The 16,499-nt window shown below is 62.1% G+C and carries 16 protein-coding genes and 1 tRNA gene; 11 read left to right on the forward strand and 6 right to left on the reverse strand.

Features of this window, described 5'->3' with window-relative positions; genetic code table 11:
• Window positions 1-50: 50 nt before the first annotated feature.
• Window positions 51-293, forward strand: coding sequence for a hypothetical protein (locus ACN0SO_RS04720; RefSeq protein ID WP_417675087.1), 243 nt, complete (start codon window positions 51-53; stop codon window positions 291-293).
• On the opposite strand, the gene ACN0SO_RS04725 is transcribed toward ACN0SO_RS04720, so the two are convergent.
• Genes ACN0SO_RS04725 through ACN0SO_RS04745 form a run of 5 tightly spaced genes read right to left on the reverse strand, consistent with a single transcriptional unit; the run spans window position 253 to window position 8,164 of the window.
• Window positions 253-747 (reverse strand): hypothetical protein, encoded by a 495-nt coding sequence (locus ACN0SO_RS04725; RefSeq protein ID WP_417675089.1) that lies wholly within the window; start codon window positions 745-747, stop codon window positions 253-255. The two genes, ACN0SO_RS04720 and ACN0SO_RS04725, sit on opposite strands and share 41 nt — an antisense overlap.
• On the reverse strand, window positions 747-1,733 hold the full coding sequence (locus ACN0SO_RS04730) for a DUF4424 family protein (protein ID WP_417675091.1): 987 nt from the start codon (window positions 1,731-1,733) through the stop codon (window positions 747-749). Before ACN0SO_RS04730 ends, ACN0SO_RS04725 begins: the two co-directional genes overlap by 1 nt.
• A gap of 18 nt (window positions 1,734-1,751) precedes the next feature.
• Window positions 1,752-2,312, reverse strand: a complete 561-nt coding sequence (locus ACN0SO_RS04735) for an SH3 domain-containing protein (protein WP_417675093.1) — start codon at window positions 2,310-2,312, stop codon at window positions 1,752-1,754.
• 11 nt (window positions 2,313-2,323) lie between these two features.
• A complete protein-coding gene (locus ACN0SO_RS04740) occupies window positions 2,324-3,043 on the reverse strand; it encodes a hypothetical protein (RefSeq protein ID WP_417675095.1) in 720 nt (239 codons plus the stop codon).
• A 45-nt stretch (window positions 3,044-3,088) separates the two neighbouring features.
• On the reverse strand, window positions 3,089-8,164 hold the full coding sequence (locus tag ACN0SO_RS04745; protein WP_417675097.1) for a hypothetical protein: 5,076 nt from the start codon (window positions 8,162-8,164) through the stop codon (window positions 3,089-3,091).
• A 147-nt stretch (window positions 8,165-8,311) separates the two neighbouring features.
• Here ACN0SO_RS04745 and ACN0SO_RS04750 point away from each other — a divergent pair, with 147 nt between their 5' ends.
• Window positions 8,312-8,917, forward strand: a complete 606-nt coding sequence (locus tag ACN0SO_RS04750) for a hypothetical protein (RefSeq protein ID WP_417675099.1) — start codon at window positions 8,312-8,314, stop codon at window positions 8,915-8,917.
• 90 nt (window positions 8,918-9,007) lie between these two features.
• On the opposite strand, the gene ACN0SO_RS04755 is transcribed toward ACN0SO_RS04750, so the two are convergent.
• Window positions 9,008-9,097, reverse strand: a tRNA-Ser gene (locus tag ACN0SO_RS04755).
• A 393-nt stretch (window positions 9,098-9,490) separates the two neighbouring features.
• Here ACN0SO_RS04755 and ACN0SO_RS04760 point away from each other — a divergent pair.
• The 9 genes from ACN0SO_RS04760 to ACN0SO_RS04800 all read left to right on the forward strand — a co-directional run bounded on the left by ACN0SO_RS04760 (window position 9,491) and on the right by ACN0SO_RS04800 (window position 16,454).
• Entirely contained in the window at window positions 9,491-10,114 is a 624-nt protein-coding gene (locus tag ACN0SO_RS04760; protein WP_417675101.1) for a 50S ribosomal protein L21, read from the forward strand.
• 49 nt (window positions 10,115-10,163) lie between these two features.
• On the forward strand, window positions 10,164-10,433 hold the full coding sequence (gene rpmA, locus ACN0SO_RS04765) for a 50S ribosomal protein L27 (RefSeq protein WP_190293707.1): 270 nt from the start codon (window positions 10,164-10,166) through the stop codon (window positions 10,431-10,433).
• A gap of 129 nt (window positions 10,434-10,562) precedes the next feature.
• On the forward strand, window positions 10,563-11,168 hold the full coding sequence (locus ACN0SO_RS04770) for a GNAT family N-acetyltransferase (protein WP_417675103.1): 606 nt from the start codon (window positions 10,563-10,565) through the stop codon (window positions 11,166-11,168).
• Window positions 11,165-11,746 (forward strand): GNAT family N-acetyltransferase, encoded by a 582-nt coding sequence (locus ACN0SO_RS04775; protein WP_417675105.1) that lies wholly within the window; start codon window positions 11,165-11,167, stop codon window positions 11,744-11,746. Before ACN0SO_RS04770 ends, ACN0SO_RS04775 begins: the two co-directional genes overlap by 4 nt.
• Entirely contained in the window at window positions 11,743-12,264 is a 522-nt protein-coding gene (locus tag ACN0SO_RS04780; RefSeq protein ID WP_417675107.1) for a GNAT family N-acetyltransferase, read from the forward strand. Before ACN0SO_RS04775 ends, ACN0SO_RS04780 begins: the two co-directional genes overlap by 4 nt.
• 39 nt (window positions 12,265-12,303) lie before the next feature.
• Entirely contained in the window at window positions 12,304-13,350 is a 1,047-nt protein-coding gene (gene obgE, locus ACN0SO_RS04785; protein WP_417675109.1) for a GTPase ObgE, read from the forward strand.
• A gap of 14 nt (window positions 13,351-13,364) precedes the next feature.
• Window positions 13,365-14,507 (forward strand): glutamate 5-kinase, encoded by a 1,143-nt coding sequence (proB, locus tag ACN0SO_RS04790; protein ID WP_417676379.1) that lies wholly within the window; start codon window positions 13,365-13,367, stop codon window positions 14,505-14,507.
• A gap of 40 nt (window positions 14,508-14,547) precedes the next feature.
• Complete coding sequence (locus ACN0SO_RS04795; RefSeq protein ID WP_417675111.1) at window positions 14,548-15,828, forward strand: glutamate-5-semialdehyde dehydrogenase; 1,281 nt, start codon at window positions 14,548-14,550, stop codon at window positions 15,826-15,828.
• Window positions 15,825-16,454 carry a nicotinate-nucleotide adenylyltransferase gene (locus ACN0SO_RS04800; protein WP_417675113.1) on the forward strand — a complete coding sequence of 210 codons (630 nt, stop codon included), beginning with the start codon at window positions 15,825-15,827 and terminating at the stop codon, window positions 16,452-16,454. The genes ACN0SO_RS04795 and ACN0SO_RS04800 overlap by 4 nt, the downstream gene beginning before the upstream one ends.
• The last annotated feature ends 45 nt before the right edge of the window (window positions 16,455-16,499 follow it).

Consider the following 16,499-nt stretch of genomic DNA (forward strand, 5'->3'; position numbering starts at 1 on the left):
GAATGTCATGGAAACATGGAATGCGTCAGGCTCTGCCGGATTGAACTCGCTTGGTGCAACAAGGGCGGTGTCACCATAACCGGCATGGCGCGGTCGAAAAGGTTCTCGCCTACGATATCGTTGAGGTGATCGACGGCGGCGAGGGAACGAGTTTTCATAAATTGCCTCTTGCAACCGGCGGGACCGGCTTCGTCGACAAGGCCCACCTGCGCAGCGCCGTCGACTACCGGCCCGCTGATACAAGCCGATCGTTCAAGGACACGGTCCGTCGAGACTTTCCGCGCCATGCTTGATGAAAGACTGCCACCGTTTCTGCGCGTCGGCCGGATAGCGAAACTCGATGTGATGAAGCAGTTCAGCAGCGCAGCCAGCGCCGTGTTCCACCCGCAGAAACAGCCGCCGGTCTTCCCGCTTTGCGCTGACCATGAACCAGGTGTCACCGGAATTTTCCCGGCCGATCGTCCAGCCGCCGTCCTTGTAGATCTGAAGCAGAAAGTCGCGATAGCCGGCCAGGTCGTCACCCATGACGTTGAAGGCACCATAGACGTTGATCTCGCCATCGCTGTCGACATCGAAAAATTTCAGGCCATCGCCATTCTGCGGCTCTTCACCGGCTATGAAATCAGCCGGAACTTCGGCGACCGTTCCGAAGCGCGGGTTCTGGTAGGTTTGCCAGTCAGCTGCCAAAGGGGTGCCGATGAAGGCGAGCGAAACGGAAAGAGCGATCAGAAATTGTCTCATATGCATCAGCGAAGCTCCACGGCATCGATAAAGAGGACGTTGAGATTGTCGCGCGGCCAGAAATTCTTCCCGGAAAATTCCAGGCGCGATCGGGAAACGCGCTGAGCGCCATCGAGGCAGAGCAGGGCGAAATCGTCCGGTTTTGCGGCTTCCACCACGAGATGAAAATTGCGGATCGGTCCCGACCAGTTTCCCCCGGTTTTCAGAATGTATTCGACGGTTGAACTGAAATATGTGAAGCGAGCCTTGCCCGTACCATCCAGACGGTGGGTGGCAATTGCCTTTTCCAGATCATCGGAAATGCAATAATCCCGCTTTGCCCGAAGGGAATAGTCGTCATGCTGACCGTTGCGGGCCAGCGGCGGGGACAAACTGCGGCCGGCCACGGGCGTGTAGCTGTGTTCGATGACGACATCGCGACCGACCGGAAAGGTTTGTGTCCAGTAAAAGGTCGTTCGCATCAGCCAGCCCGGTTCTTCTCCATCGAAGCGTCGCAACAGGCCGATTTTGCGGAGCTGCTCGCGGCGCTCGGGTGCGAGCCGTAGAAAGGCGTCGCGAGTCGAAAGCAGGTACGGTTCCAGCGGGACACCGAATTCCCGAAGCAGGGCAGTCCGGTCAACGCCGAGCGCGATCGCGCGCTGGTCGACTTCCATATTGACCGTTCGACCGTTCACTTTCGTGGTGAACGCGATGAAATTGATGACGTCCTGCTGTGGCAGGATCAGGTTGTTGTAGTCGTTGAGCGCCTCGATATCGGGCAGGGGAAAGGCGACCAGCGTGGTGATGTCTTCGGTCGAAGTGTTGCGGAAAACGTAGCGGACATCGATGCGATCAGGTGAGAGGTAAAGCTCCTCCGACTGCATGACGACGTCTTTCTGGCGCACGAATTCGAGCCCGCCGCTGGCAAGATGAGCGGAGCTGTCGTTGGCCAGCGCGTTTGTCGCGACCAAGGACGCGGTCAGGACGAACAACAGCGTTGTGAAGGGTCTCATCATCAAACCTCCCGCTGACTATGGATAGTATTTGAGCGGCCCATGGAACCGCTCCAGATGACCGGCAAGCCACTCGTAAGGCCCGCCGTCCGTGCTCTGAGGCGTCGAGTTGTCGGGTGGTGGTGCTGACGGATTCACATCGCCTGCGGGCTCTGGCGAATTGTCAAATCCCGGACCGGATTGAGGCGGAATGCCCGGTTGGGCACCCGGCATCTGCCAGCCTCCAGCCGCGGGGGCTCCACCCGGGGTGCCGCTGCCGAACCCCGGTGGAGGCGGCGGAGGCGGTGCGGAGGCTCTGGGATAGCCGGAGCGGATATAGCGTCCATGCGCCCAGCCGATCCGTCCGTCGCGGGTCTGGATATAAAGCCAGGGCCCGTCACGATCGAGGACTTCGACCATCGTGTTCGGTCCCATCCGGCTCAATTCCATCGACCGGGAACTGGGATATTGACGGAGTGACAGGTAGTTGTCGCCGTAGGGATCGAGGCCGCCGACGTAGTCGGCCAGCGCCGGCAACTGCCAGGAGAAAACGGCCAGCGCGCAGGTTAGCGCGGCAGTCGTCAGTTTTAGCTTTCTCATGATCTGCCTCCTCAATTGCCGGAGCCGGCGGGCGCGGGGGAGAATTCCTGCTGCATGTCTTTCAGGAGGTCGTCTACGTTGGGTGATGTGCCATCTGCCGCAGGCACGTTTTCCGCCGGAGGGGCCGCCTCGGGCGATGCTGCAGGTGTTGTTTCCTCGGCGCCGAGGGTATTGAGGGCGCTTGCTCCCGGGCCGGACGCGCTCAAGATGGCGCCTGGACCGAACAGGGCGGCGAACGGCTGGTCGGTCAAGGACCTCAGGGAGAATGCGGTGACAAGCAGGGAGGAGGTGCCGGTGCGGATGACGACGAGGCGGGCGCTGACGGGTTTCTTCCCCTCTGCCATCATGTCGAGCGATCCGGCGAAATCCGCTCCGGCGATCTGATAGCGGCCGCTGCCGGTTTCAAATGGCTTCTTCTCGGTGACCTCTGCCAGCAGGTTATCGGATATGATCGCAGCCGCTTCATCCCGAAGAGCGGCGATATCGGGCCAGGGGTCTCCGTCGAGGAAAGTGACGGTGACGGCGATCATACCGGATTCTTCCGGTATCGGATCCCAGGTTTCCGCACGCAGGTGCCAGATCTTCATGGCCGCATCGTCGTGGTCTTCCACCTTCCAGCCGCGATCGGGAAAGTCGATGGAAACTCCGCTCTTGCCGAGGTCCAGTGCGGCAACAGGCGTTGCCATTGCAATGGCGATGGCGCCCAGGACCAGTTTTGCCAGGATACCCATATCAGTCTCGCGCTCCTCTTTGCGCTTGAGCTTTCGCAGTCGATGTCATTGCGGTCTGGCCTCCCAACGCCCATGGGCCTTCTCGTAGGCATTGCCAGCCTCCCAGTCGCCCCAATAGTTTTCATTCTTCAGACGCTTTGACCCGTGGATCTCGCCCTTGAACTGGATCGTTCCGAACTGTCCGGAACTGTCGACCAGAGTGCCGATCAGGGGCAACGTGAAGCTGCCGACCTTGTCGTACGGCCCGGAGAAGGTCGCTTCGATGCTGTCGCCGTTGTAGGCGCCCTTGATGAAACCGCTGACGATTCCATCGGCAAAGATCAGGCGGATGGTTGTTCCGGGCAATTGCATGAGCTCGCCGGCAAATGTTTTCGAAGGCCTGTCGGGGACTGGATCGCTGTCATCGACGGCTGGCGCGGTCGCGACAGGCCCGGCGGAGCCCTTTCGCTTGCCGCTGATGAGGACCTTGTACCGTCCGTCTTCGCAGTAATTGTAGTAGCCTTGGAAGGCGTCGCCCTCGAACACAAGCTCGAACCGGCCCCAACTGTGGGTGCCGTCGACCAGACGATTACATTTCTTACCAGACCAGTCGTTGGCAAAAGTGCCGGAAAAACGATTTCCTGACAGGGCGCCCCACCAGCGCGCGTTGTGCGGCTGATGGCTGGCAGTCGCCTTGTTGCCGGTCTGGCTGATCGTCAGTTCGAATTTCCGGTCCGGATGGTTCACCACCCAGACGCCTTCGATATTGACGCTCGCGGTCCCACTTGTCGGCGAAGTGCTGGTATTCTTTGGCTGGACGGTCTGTGGTTGGGTTGCCGCGATTTTCTCGCGTGCCGTTTCGTCGCGTTTCATCGAGGTTTCGGTCCGTTCGCGGGTCAGCCGGCGGCGCAGCTCGGCTACCTGCGCCGAGCGCTGATCGTCCGGACAGAGTTTCAGGCTTTTCTGCATGTCGCCGATTGCGGCCGCCAGACGCCCGGCCGAGATCTTTGCAAGCCCGGACTGCCACAGTTCCGACGCACCGGCATAGTTCGCGCCGCCCGGCGCACAGGGCGCGACCGGTTGATCCTGCGGAGTGGCCGCCGAAGACTGCGGCGGCTCCTGACCGCCCGGCTGGCGAACCTGATCGAGCCGTTGCTTCAGGGCAGCCAATTGCGCGGCGCGATTGTCGTCAGGGCAATAGGAGAGGCTCAGTTCAAGATCCATCAGACCCCTCTCGACATCTCCAGCTTTGATCTTGGCGATCCCACTGGCCCAGGCGCGGTGGGCCGCGGCAAATTTGCCGCCACCTGGAATGCATTGCTTGTCACGCCGGCTTTCGGCCAGATCAGCCTGGCGTTTGGCTTCCGCTGCCGCCTTGCGGCGGGCGATTTCAGCTTCTACCTGCGTGCGCATCTTGGCCACCTGGGCAGCCCTGCGTTCGTCCGGGCAGGTCTCGATGCTTTTTTCCAGGGACTTGATACCCTCCACCAGAACGCCCTGGGCCAGGTAGTCGAGGCCGCGCTTCCAATAGCTTCCGGCCGTCTCGTAGCTGACCGAACCGGGCGTGCAGGGCTCCGGAATTTTTGCCGCCTGCCGCTTCCGTTCCAGGTCGGCCTGTATCTGCTCCCAGGTCTCCTGCTGCTTGCGGATATCGGCAAGAAGGGACTCTGCCTGTTGTCCGGGCATGAGGGCGCGGTTCTCTTCCGCAAGGCCGATCGCTAGGTCGAAGTCCTTGCGTCCGGCCGCCTTGAGTGCTTCGACCGTCAGGCTCCGCGAACGTTCGATTTTTGCCTTTGCCAGATCGGCTTCGCGGCTGAGTTCGGCAAGCCGCCATGCACGTTCCGGATCGGGCCAAAGCCGCTGGGCCTCGGTGAGACGGCTGACCGCGGAATCAAGTTGGTCGCGGCGGACCGCCTCTTCGGCCTCTCTCGTCAGCACAGCCGCATTCTGGAACCGCATGCTGCCGTCCACGTAGCGTTCCCGCTTGCCGCGCAGCGCCGGATCGAAGCGGCGCAGCTTTACCGCTTGCGTGGCCAGGTCCGCCGCCTTGACCGGGTCGCCGGCCTGCCAGGCCGCATCTGCCTCGGCCATTTTTTCATCCGCCAGCCGCTGGTCGTCCGCTTCCCTGGTTTCATTGGCGGAGACGGTGACGGCCAGCGAGATGCGCCCTTTGCCGAGAAGGCGGCCGTCCTTGTCTTTCGCAGTGACTTCCGCCTGGATCGTGCCCGCTTCCGCCCGGGAAACCGTCGGGGTCCGGGAGGCCGCGTTGGAGATGCTGGTCCCGCTGTTGACGGTCCAGTCCCAGCGGACATCGCCGCTGCTCTTGGCCCCTTCCAGTTCAGCACTCAGCTCAATGGCCTGCCCGGCGGCATAAAGGCCTTCGGGGACGTCGATCAAACCGCCGACATTCTCGTCCCAGATCTGCGGCCTGGGACCGCGCGCTTTTGCCGTCACCCGCACAGCACCGGCCGTCGTGTCATACTGACCGCTGATCCTGCCGATCTCGTCGCCGTGAACGGGCAGGCGGACGATGGCGCTGAGGACGACAGTCCCGCCGCCCTCGACCTTGAAACCGATCTCGGAACCGTTATCGGCATATTCCCGCCGGTTGCCGGTTGCCGGATCCAACCAGCGAACGTCGATGAGGGCGTCCGGTACGCTGGGGGTGGTCACGACCTTTGCGCGGACTTCCGTGCCTGCAGCGGCGCCGCTTGGCGGATCGAAAGAGAGCGACAGTGCGGGTGGAAGCACCTCCACGGTCTGCACGTCCGTTTCCGCGACGGTCTTCGTGCCGCCGTCCTCGGTCGTAACGATCTGACCCCAGACCTTGACGGTGCCGAGCCGGTCAAACGTGACGGTGGTGTCGCCGCCGGATTCCACCGGATCGAAGGTAAGGTTCGGAGTGGCGTGCCACAGGACCCGGTAGGCGGCGCGCTGGGGCTCGGGATCACCGAACAGGTCTTCCGTGTCTCCGGCATCGTTGATGATGACTTGACCCGGCTGGGCTTCCGGAATGACCACCTTCCGGCAGTCGTCGAAGGGTCCCGAACCGGGGATGCAGTTCGGATCGGAAGCAACGGCCTCCAGGCCGGCCAGGTTTGCCCCAAGCCGCGTGGTGCTGCCGAGAAAGACCTTGCCGCTCAACCCGGTCAGGCCGATGGTTGGCAGCGATGGATCCGGTTGGGGAAGCGCCGTTTCGGCACCCTTGCCCGGTTTGCCGGACGCAGCCTTCTCATTGTCTCCGGTATCGGGGACGTTACCTGCGGTTTCCTCCTCGGCGGGGGCGCCCTTTTTGACGACTTCCGGCGTGACCGGGTTCGAGGCTGCATCGGCGTCCTGGGTCTGGTCAGGTTTGGTGCTGACCGTGTCCACAGTCTTTCCGGAGACGCTTTCTTCCCCTTTGGCAGCGCTCGGCTCATTCGGTCTATCGGTGCTTCCGTTGTCCGAAGCCCGTGTCTCCGGTACTGGCTCTCCGGTGGTTGCCGGCTGCTTTTCCTGTTCTTCGACCGGTGCTTCCGGGAGACGTTTCAGAAAAGCCGTATGGGACAACTTTCTTCCTGCTTCGAAGGTGATGTCCCGGCTGTAGCTTTCAAAGCCGGGCGCCGAGATCACGACCGCGATGGGTCTTTCCGCTTCCGCCAGCGCGTATACGGTCACGCGACCGTTGCCGCGCAGGGTGCGTTTGTCGGCCGCGAAGTCCAGCGCGGTGCCGTCGAGCCGAATCGCCGTCACGTCAGGGGTGTTGCCGCCATCAGAGGCGACGATATCCAGACGCACGACCAGCTGCCGGCCCTGCTTCTTCACCAGGTCGCTCAGGGCGGCGAACAGGCTGCTGTCGAACAGGCACAGGGCGTGGAATTCCCGCTCGCCGGTTCGGTTCAGGTCGAAAACGGATCCGCGAGCGCTGCGGATGCGCTTGGAGCGGTCGACCACATCGCTGGTTTCGAGCACCTTGCGGAACTGGCGGTCGGAAAATTTCCGGAACAGCGCCGTGCATTCGCGATCGCGGGCCGAGAAGTCCCGGCCGCTGGCGCGGATCAGAATATTGAGAAACCGGTCTTTTCCGACGAGTCCGCGGTTTTCGGGAAAATCACTGTATTTCAGCGCATTGTAGGAACCGTAAAGCTGGTCGAAAGCGGCGCCGGTCAGGCCCGCGTGCTGAGAGGCGTCGACGAAAACAAAAACGGAATCGAGCGCTGCCCTGCGGGACGTATTGCGCCAGATCCGGGCTGGCTTCAGTTCTCCTTCGGCGGCGATCAGCGGCAGGAAACTGAGACATTCGGCCTTGCCGAAATGCTGTTCGAAGGCAGCCTGATGGGGCAGCAACCGGCCGCGCTGCCCGCAAAGGGATCCGGCACGTGCTTCGGCGATCTGTTTGTCCAGCTTGGTGAGTTCCGTGCTGAAAACCTTGATGGCTTCCCGATAGAAGCCAAGCAGATGTCCGAATCCCGGTATGGCGGTGCTGACGTCCTCGATCTTGCCAATCACGCCGTCAATGGCATTGAGCGTGCTGATCGGCGAGTTCGGATCCACATTGTTCGGGTCGAACAGAGCGACGAAATCGACAAGGTCGCCGGCCTTGCCCATGTAATCCCCGGCCGTTTCGAACAAGGCTTCCGCCTTTATGAGCTTCTTGAAATAGCCCTTGTTGCGCAGGTCCCGCTCGATGGCGCTGAGCTTGTACATGTAGTCCAGCGCGTCCTTGCGCGATTTCGGGTCACGCAGGATCTTTTCCAGCGGCGGGATAGGCAGTTCCACGCCGGTAATTTCCTGGATCTTCTTGAGTTCCTTAACCGCATCTTCGCCGAACAGGCGCGTGAGCACGCCTTCTGCAGCCTTGTCGATGGTGGACTTATAGAGATCGTTGACCGATTTGATTGCCTTGTTCTGGGTCGCGTAGGTCGTGGCGTTGCGCCATGTGGTGACGGCGCTCTGGAAGGACTGGGCGGTAGTCTTGACCTCGTCGAAGTGCCCCTTGACCGTGTCGAAGGTCTGTTTGATCTCGCCGTAAGCCTGTTGGTAGACCTTTTCTTCGGCCGGATTTTCCTGGGCGAGGACGGGCGATAGGATTGCCGTTTGAAGCGCGGTCAGGACCCCGGCAAGGATTGCCGGTAGCCAATTGGAGAATTTCCGTCGCGACATCAATCACCCCTTCGATCAACGGGATAAGACTTTCGAACACAGGCAGCAACCAAGCACATCCAATTCAGAAGGCTATTGATATCGATCAAGCCGGACGACGGATTTGGCGGATAGAATTTACGCTGCGAAATCAAATGGGTGAGGCCAATGGCAATTGATGCAACCTGCGAACACGAAGTCGGTGTGGCTGACAGCCTGACGTGGGAAATCGACGTGCCGCTTCTGACAACGCCCATCGTCGTGCGACAGACTGCATTTGCCATCCTAATCCCGATTGTCATTCTCATCGCCTTTGTCGGTGGGCTTGCCTGGTGGGATGGCTATACCGATCAGATCCCGGGCATCCTCGGCGGCATGCTGGTGATCGGCGCCGGGCTGATGTTTCTTTTTGCGCTGGTCTCGCTGTTGATCTTCCGCAATCGCATGCGCATGCGGTTTCACCTCAACGATGAAGGTGTAGAGTCGGCCGTCATCGATGCAACGGCACGGACAGGGAGCACGCTGGCGATTGCCATCGGATTGCTCGCCCTCAAACCGGGAATCGCAGGCTCGGGCCTATTGGCAAAATCCGGGTCGATCCGCTTCGTGCGCTGGAAAGATGTCCGCCGGATCGGTGTGGACGAACGAAGGCATACCGTTTTCCTGAAAAGCAAATACCGGGTCCTGGCGGCCCTGTTCTGCACCCCGGAGGTTTTCCAGAACGTCCGGGCGCAGGTCGCAAAGGCGACGGGGCTTGGTGAGACACCCGAATGATGCTCGGGATCGGGCGCGGGACAGCGATAGAGCTGTTTAAGTCCGCAGAATAAAATGAAAACTTTGTGTCCGGAACGGACCAAGGAAAAATGGCGGAGAGACAGGGATTCGAACCCTGGGTACCCTTGCGGGCACAACGGTTTTCGAGACCGCCCCGTTCAACCACTCCGGCACCTCTCCGCGGTACTTGGGATAGTATGTGGTCTCAAGTGGCGCGGAACATAGACAAGGCGTTTCCGGCCTGCAAGAGGCAGTTTGACTGTTTCTGCAATTTTTATGTGCGGCTGAGAAAACGCCGCGAAGTGGCAGAAATGGCGCATTGTACCGGCACTTATTGATTGACTTGGGGGGCGTCCTGACTATATTGCCGACGCTGAACGGCGGAGTCTTTTCGAAGAGATTCCGCCTTTCCCGTTGTTTCAGGCCTGATCAGAGACTTCAAAAAAGCCTTAGATCGCAAAGACCCGGACCGCCGGTTTCCGGCAGGGCGGGCGCCGAAAACAACATAAGACAAGCGGGCTTTCCGGTGAACGGGGCGCCCGCAACAAAAACGAAAAGAAGGACGTGCGAGACATGTTCGCAGTGATCAAGACCGGCGGCAAGCAGTACACCGTTGCCGCAGACGACCTCCTGAAGGTCGAAAAACTCGATGCCGAAGCCGGCAGCACCGTCACCTTCGACGAAGTGCTCATGGTCGGAAACGGCACGGACACCACCATCGGCGCGCCGCTCGTTGACGGAGCCAGCGTCGTTGCGGAAGTGGTCGATCAGGGCCGCAACCGCAAGATCATCGTTTTCAAGAAGCGCCGCCGCCAGAATTCCCGGCGCCGCAATGGCCATCGTCAGGCTTTCACCCTCGTCAAGGTGACCGACATCCTGACCGGTGGCGCCAAGCCCGCCAAGACCGCAGCGCCGAAGAAGGCTGCCGCTCCGAAGGCCGAGGCTGAAGCAAAAGAAGAAGCAGCCGCACCGGCTGCCGCCGCCGCGCCGGCAGGCGAAGCGGACGACCTGAAGAAGCTGAACGGACTGGGTCCGGCGATTGCCAAGAAGCTTGTCGAAGCCGGCATCACCACCTTCGCCCAGATCGCAGCGATGACGGACGAAGATGTCGCCCGCGTAGAAGAAGAGCTCTCCCTGAAGGGCCGCTTCGAACGCGACAACTGGATCGAACAGGCCAAGGAACTGGCCGGCAAGTAAGCCGCCGTTCTCACCCTGATCAGAAGAACAAGCAGCGAGGAGCATCCTCATGGCACATAAAAAAGCAGGCGGTTCGTCCCGTAACGGTCGCGATTCCGCAGGTCGCCGTCTCGGCATCAAGAAGTACGGCGGCGAAGCTGTCGTCCCGGGCAACATCATTGCACGTCAACGCGGTACCAAGTGGCATCCGGGTAACGGTGTCGGTATGGGCAAGGACCATACCATTTTTGCGACCGTGGAAGGCAAGGTAGAGTTCCAGGCGAAAGCCAACAAGCGAACCTACATCAATGTACTTCCGGTAGCGGAAGCAGCGGAGTAAAGCCGACGTGAGTTCCAAACCCGCCGGCGCCCATTAAGCCCCGGCGGTTTGAGACAAAACCGGTCAAAGAAAACAGGGGAGATGGGGCGCCATCTCCCCTTTTCTTTTGAACTTTGACTGGAGAATGAAATGGTTGTCGAAAGTGATGGTCTCTTAGACGAAAGCTGTCTGGGTGCGGCCCCCGAGCCGCAGGAAGCTGTCCGGATCCGGCTCGACACGCCGCGAACGGACGATCTGGCCGACATCGTGTTCCTGGCCAACAACCACAAGATCGCTGCGAACCTGGCGAAGATGCCCCACCCGTTTTCCCTGGAAAACGCCAAGGCACTGGTCGCGCGTGCGCAAGCCTCTGACGGCAACAATGCAACCTTCGCCATCCGGATGAACACCACCGGCCGCTTCATCGGCATGGCTAAATACGGCGAGATGGAAGCTGGCAGCCCGGTTCACATCGGCTACTGGCTGGGCGAGCCCTTCTGGGGGCAGGGGTTTGCGACCGAGGCGGTCCATGCCCTGGTCGACCATGCCTTTTCCCACGGGACCATGGCGGAGCTTACGGGCGCCTGCCGGGTGACCAACCCGGCCTCGCGCCGGGTCCTGGTCAAGTCCGGCTTTCAGTACCGGGACCAGTCGATGATCCGCTCTGTGGGGGCCGGCGGTGCCGTGCCGATAGAGCGTTATTCGCTGGAACGGGCGGTCTGGTCCTCCCTGAAGGAATGGGGGAGGTCGGCATGACGCTTCCCGTTCTGAAGACCCGACGCCTGGTCCTGCGCCCGTTCCAGGAAGGGGATGCGGAGGCGATCGCCAATCTCGGCGGCCGCGATTTCGAAGTCGCCCGCTGGCTCACCGGCTGTACCTGGCCTTACGAGGACGGGGCGGCGGAAGCCTTCGTCGACAAGGTTCTGCATCAGGGGGCACTGGATCTGGAGCATATGACCGGTGAGGCGGTGTTCGCGATCACCCTCGGCGGTATCTTCATCGGCACCGTCGCAATCCAGGCGCCGGGCGATCTGGAAGAACAGCCCGATTGCCCGACACTCGGCTACTGGCTTGGCCGTCCGTTCCACGGTTTCGGTTATGCGACCGAGGCGGCGGAAGCCGTTCTTGAATGGGCGTTCGAGGCGTTCCATTGCCAGGCGATCGCTGCCCGTGCCTATGAGGACAACACCGCCTCGCGGGCGGTGCTGCGCAAGCAGGGCTTCCGGCCGGTCGGCAAGACCGTGCGCTTTGCCAAGGCGCTGGATCGCAAGGTGTCGAACATCGTCGTCCGCCTGGAGCGGTCCGAATTCGAAAGCCGGAGGGCGGCGGCATGATGCCGGTGATCAGGACCGAACGGCTGACGCTCCGTCCGCCGGAGGAACGTGACCTTGAACGGATTGTGGACCTGATCGGCGACTATGAGGTCTCCAAGATGCTCGCCCTCGTTCCCCATCCCTATACGCGGGATCACGGCATCGACTGGCTGTCGCAGGCGAATACCGGCAGGTCGGGCTGCGAAACGGTCTTTGCCCTGGATGCCGGCGACGGTTTGATCGGCTGCGTTTCGCTCGGCAAGTTGCCGAACGACCCCACTTTAGGCTATTGGCTGGGGCGGCCTTATTGGGGCCAGGGCTATATGAGCGAGGCTGCCGGTGCCGCGCTGGCCTGGTTGTTCGCCAATTACCCGATTGACGAACTGACCAGCCAGGCGATGGATGAAAACCCGGCATCGCTTAACGTCATGCGCAAGCTTGGCTTTTCGGATGACAGCAAGGGCACGTGTGCGAGCCTGGCGCGGGGTGAAGCCCGGCCGTCGACCGTGCTGCGGATAAATCGGAATGCCTTCAATTAGACGGTCACGGTCTGGGATACGGACAGAAAGACAAAAGAAATGAAATTCCTCGATCAGGCCAAGATCTACGTGCGCTCCGGCAATGGCGGGGCGGGCTGTGTGTCGTTCCGGCGCGAGAAATACATCGAATACGGCGGACCGGACGGTGGCGACGGCGGCAAGGGCGGCAACGTCTATGTCGAATGCGTCGATGGCCTGAACACGCTGATCGACTACCGCTACAAGCAGCACTTCAAGGCCGAGACCGGCATCCACGGCATGGGCAAGAACCGCACCGGCGCCGATGGCGGCGACGTGACGCTGAAAGTGCCCGTCGGGACCCAGATCCTGGAAGAGGACAACGAGACCATCATCGCCGATCTGACCGAGGTCGGCCAGAAGGTGCTGCTTTTGAAGGGCGGCAACGGCGGTTTCGGCAATGCCCATTTCAAGTCGTCGGTGAACCAGGCGCCGCGCCGGGCCAATCCGGGTCTCGAAGGCGAGGAAAAATGGATCTGGCTGCGGCTGAAGCTGATCGCCGATGCCGGCCTCGTCGGCCTGCCCAATGCGGGCAAGTCGACCTTCCTGGCGACCGTCTCTGCCGCCAAGCCGAAGATCGCCGACTATCCCTTTACGACCCTGCACCCGAACCTCGGGATCGTCGAGATCGATGGCCGCGGTTTCGCCATGGCCGATATTCCCGGACTGATCGAAGGCGCTCATGAGGGCACCGGTCTCGGCGACCGGTTCCTGGGCCACGTGGAGCGCACCCGGGTGCTCTTGCATCTGGTGGACGGCTCCGGCCAGGAGGATCCGGGCGAAGCCTACCGGATCGTGCGCGGCGAGCTGGAAGCCTATGGCCACGGCCTGGCCGAAAAGCCGGAAATCGTGGCGCTGTCGAAATGCGATGCCCTGAATGACGAACTGATCGCGGAAAAATCCGCCTCGCTGGAGGCGGCCTGCGGCCAGAAGCCCCTGATCCTGTCCTCCCAGAGCAGGCTGAATGTGGACCGGGCGCTCCGGATGATCGTGCGGGCGATCGACAAGGACAAGGAAGACGCGGCCAACGCGGTGCCCTCCAAACAGCAGGAAGGATGGCATCCCTGATGTCTTCCGGCCTGATGTCTTCCGACAAACGCCGTCTCGCCGGCCACAATCGCATCGTCGTCAAGATCGGCTCGGCGCTGCTCGTGGAAAAGGGCGAACTGAAGAAGGACTGGCTGGACGCGCTGATTTCCGACGTGGTCGATCTCGCTCGCGGCGGCGCGGAGATGCTGATCGTGTCTTCCGGCTCTATCGCCCTTGGCCGCGGGATCTTAGGCCTGCCGTCCGGACCGCTGAAGCTGGAAGAAAGCCAGGCGGCGGCCGCCGCCGGTCAGATCGCCCTTGCCAAGGCCTATGCGGAGGCGCTCGACGCCCACGGAAAGCAGGCGGGCCAGATCCTCCTGACCCTTGGCGACACGGAAGAGCGTCGACGCTATCTCAACGCGCGCGCCACCATCGGCACGCTGTTGAAGCTCGGCGCGATCCCGATCATCAACGAAAACGACTCCGTGGCCACCTCCGAGATCCGCTACGGCGACAACGACCGTCTGGCGGCCCGGGTGGCGACCATGGCAAGCGCCGACTGCCTGGTGCTTCTGTCCGACATCGACGGTCTTTACACCGCGCCGCCGGCACTCGATCCGGATGCGGTTTTCCTGCCCGAGGTTCCGAGGATCACCCCCGAGGTGGAAGCCATGGCGGGCAGCGCCGGCTCGGAACTGTCGCGCGGCGGCATGAAGACCAAGATCGACGCGGGCAAGATCGCGACCGCGGCCGGCACCACCATGGTGATCACCTCCGGCAAGGCCATGCATCCTCTGAAGAAACTGGACGAGGGCGCACGTTGCACCTGGTTCCCGGCGATCGCCTCCACGTCGAGCGCGCGCAAGGCCTGGATCGGCGGTCATCTGGAGCCGCGCGGTGAGATCCGCCTCGACATGGGCGCGGTGAAGGCGCTGCACTCCGGAAAAAGTCTGCTTCCCGCAGGTGTGACCGAGGTTCAGGGAAGCTTCTCGCGCGGAGACGCGGTGATCATGCTCGATCCGGATGGCCGCATCATCGGCCGGGGGCTGGTGGCCTATGATTATGACGAGGCGCGGCTGATCGCAGGGCGTAACAGCCGCGAGATCGAAGCCATCGTCGGCTATCCGGGGCGCGCGGAAATGATCCATCGCGACGATCTCGTGCTGGACGATGCACACGGGAACGAAAACCGTTAAGGTACGCGCGCTCTGCGCGAGAAATATGTGAGACGGAAAGATGTTGGACAAGGTTGAGATGAGTGACGTTCAGGCCCTGATGGCGGATATCGGCCGGCGGGCCCGTGCCGCCGGACGCGTGCTGGCAACGGCGCCAACCGAAGCCAAGAACCGGGCCCTTGCCGAAATGGCCAAGGCCGTCCGCGCCGCGACGCCGGAGATCCTCGCCGGCAATGCGAAAGACATCGAGGCCATGAAGGCCAACGGCCAGACGGCCGCCTTCCTGGACCGCGGCACGCTGTCGGAAGATCGGATCGAGGCTGTCACCAGGGCGCTGGAAGATATTGTCGCGCTGGACGATCCGGTCGGCTCCGTTATCGCCGCCTGGGAGCGGCCGAACGGGTTGAAGATCGAGCGCGTGCGCACGCCGCTCGGCGTTATCGGCGTTATCTACGAAAGCCGGCCGAACGTGACCGCGGATGCCGGCGCCCTGTGCCTCAAGGCGGGCAATGCGGTCATCCTGCGCGGCGGTTCCGACACGATCCATTCCAACAAGGCGATCCATGCGGCCCTGCAGAAGGGCCTGAAGGCCGCCGGTCTGCCGGAAGACGCAATCCAGATGGTTCCCGTGACCGACCGGGCCGCCGTCGGTGAAATGCTGAAAGGCCTGGACGGCAACCTCGACGTGATCGTACCGCGCGGTGGCAAGAGCCTTGTCGCCCGCGTGCAGGAGGAAGCCCGTGTGCCTGTCTTCGCGCACCTGGAAGGGCTGGTGCACATCTTCGTCGACAAGGCGGCGGATCTGGAGAAGGCGGTCGACATCGTCGTCAATTCCAAACTGCGCCGCACCGGCATCTGCGGCGCGCTGGAAACGCTGCTGGTCGACGAGGCCGTGGCGGCCTCCCACCTGCCGGCAATCGTCAAGGCGCTTCAGGACAAGGGCTGCGAGATCCGCGGCGATGCCCGGGTCGCCGAACTGTGCGACAATGTCGTGCCGGCGACCGAGCACGACTGGTCGACGGAATATCTGGAACCGATCCTCGCGGTGAAAGTGGTGTCCGGTCTGGACGCGGCCATCGAGCATATCGCCCGCTGGGGCTCTAACCACACCGACTGCATCCTCACCGAGGACGATGCGGCTGCGGCCGAGTTCTTCAAGCGGGTCGATTCGGCAATCGTACTGCACAACGCCTCCACCCAGTTCGCCGACGGCGGCGAATTCGGCATGGGCGCGGAGATCGGCATTGCGACGGGGCGCATGCATGCGCGCGGCCCGGTCGGTGTCGAACAGCTCACCAGCTTCAAATACTGCGTTCATGGCGAGGGACAGACCCGTCCATGAATTTCAGCATGGCCAGCGGGTATGCCCATGCCGAATGGATGAAGCTGCCCCATGCCGAACCGGGAAACCGGATCGGCATCTTCGGCGGCTCCTTCAATCCGCCCCATTCCGGCCACCGACTGGTGGCGCAGACGGTCTTGAACCGGCTGCAGCTCGATCAGGTGTGGTGGTTCGTGACGCCGGGCAATCCGCTGAAAGAGCACGGCGATCTTGCGCCGCTGGAAATGCGGATCCATATGACCAGTGCGCTGGCCGATCACCCGCGGATGAAGGTGACGGCCTACGAGGCTGTTCTGGGGTCGCCCTATACGGCACGGACCATCGAAATGTTGCGCCGGCGCCGGCCATCTCTGCGATTCGTCTGGGTTATGGGCGCGGACAATATGTCGGGCTTCCACCGGTGGCAGGACTGGCGCGCGATTGCCGGACTCGTTCCGATCGCCGTTGTCGACCGGCCGGGGGCATTTCTGCCGGCGATGGCGTCTCCCATGGCGAAAGCCTATGAAAAACATAGGCTTCCCGAAGACGATGCGGCCCTGCTGGCCGACCTGGAGCCGCCGGTCTGGACGTTTCTTCACGCGCCTCTCGACGAGACGTCTTCGACATTTCTACGAGGGAAGAACTGACCATGGGCGGCGGGTTTCCGGGCATTCGGGAACTCCGTCTTGAAA

The organism is Roseibium sp. (assembly GCF_048260565.1).
GTDB lineage: Bacteria > Pseudomonadota > Alphaproteobacteria > Rhizobiales > Stappiaceae > Roseibium.

Bases quoted from the DNA above. Each gene is read 5' to 3' on its own strand.
- ACN0SO_RS04725 (WP_417675089.1), bottom strand. From the start codon at position 747: ATGCATATGAGACAATTTCTGATCGCTCTTTCCGTTTCGCTCGCCTTC.
- ACN0SO_RS04730 (WP_417675091.1), bottom strand. From the start codon at position 1,733: ATGAGACCCTTCACAACGCTGTTGTTCGTCCTGACCGCGTCCTTGGTC.
- ACN0SO_RS04735 (WP_417675093.1), bottom strand. From the start codon at position 2,312: ATGAGAAAGCTAAAACTGACGACTGCCGCGCTAACCTGCGCGCTGGCC.
- ACN0SO_RS04740 (WP_417675095.1), bottom strand. From the start codon at position 3,043: ATGGGTATCCTGGCAAAACTGGTCCTGGGCGCCATCGCCATTGCAATG.
- ACN0SO_RS04745 (WP_417675097.1), bottom strand. From the start codon at position 8,164: ATGTCGCGACGGAAATTCTCCAATTGGCTACCGGCAATCCTTGCCGGG.
- ACN0SO_RS04750 (WP_417675099.1), top strand. From the start codon at position 8,312: ATGGCAATTGATGCAACCTGCGAACACGAAGTCGGTGTGGCTGACAGC.
- ACN0SO_RS04760 (WP_417675101.1), top strand. From the start codon at position 9,491: ATGTTCGCAGTGATCAAGACCGGCGGCAAGCAGTACACCGTTGCCGCA.
- rpmA (WP_190293707.1), top strand. From the start codon at position 10,164: ATGGCACATAAAAAAGCAGGCGGTTCGTCCCGTAACGGTCGCGATTCC.
- ACN0SO_RS04770 (WP_417675103.1), top strand. From the start codon at position 10,563: ATGGTTGTCGAAAGTGATGGTCTCTTAGACGAAAGCTGTCTGGGTGCG.
- ACN0SO_RS04775 (WP_417675105.1), top strand. From the start codon at position 11,165: ATGACGCTTCCCGTTCTGAAGACCCGACGCCTGGTCCTGCGCCCGTTC.
- ACN0SO_RS04780 (WP_417675107.1), top strand. From the start codon at position 11,743: ATGATGCCGGTGATCAGGACCGAACGGCTGACGCTCCGTCCGCCGGAG.
- obgE (WP_417675109.1), top strand. From the start codon at position 12,304: ATGAAATTCCTCGATCAGGCCAAGATCTACGTGCGCTCCGGCAATGGC.
- proB (WP_417676379.1), top strand. From the start codon at position 13,365: ATGTCTTCCGACAAACGCCGTCTCGCCGGCCACAATCGCATCGTCGTC.
- ACN0SO_RS04795 (WP_417675111.1), top strand. From the start codon at position 14,548: ATGTTGGACAAGGTTGAGATGAGTGACGTTCAGGCCCTGATGGCGGAT.
- ACN0SO_RS04800 (WP_417675113.1), top strand. From the start codon at position 15,825: ATGAATTTCAGCATGGCCAGCGGGTATGCCCATGCCGAATGGATGAAG.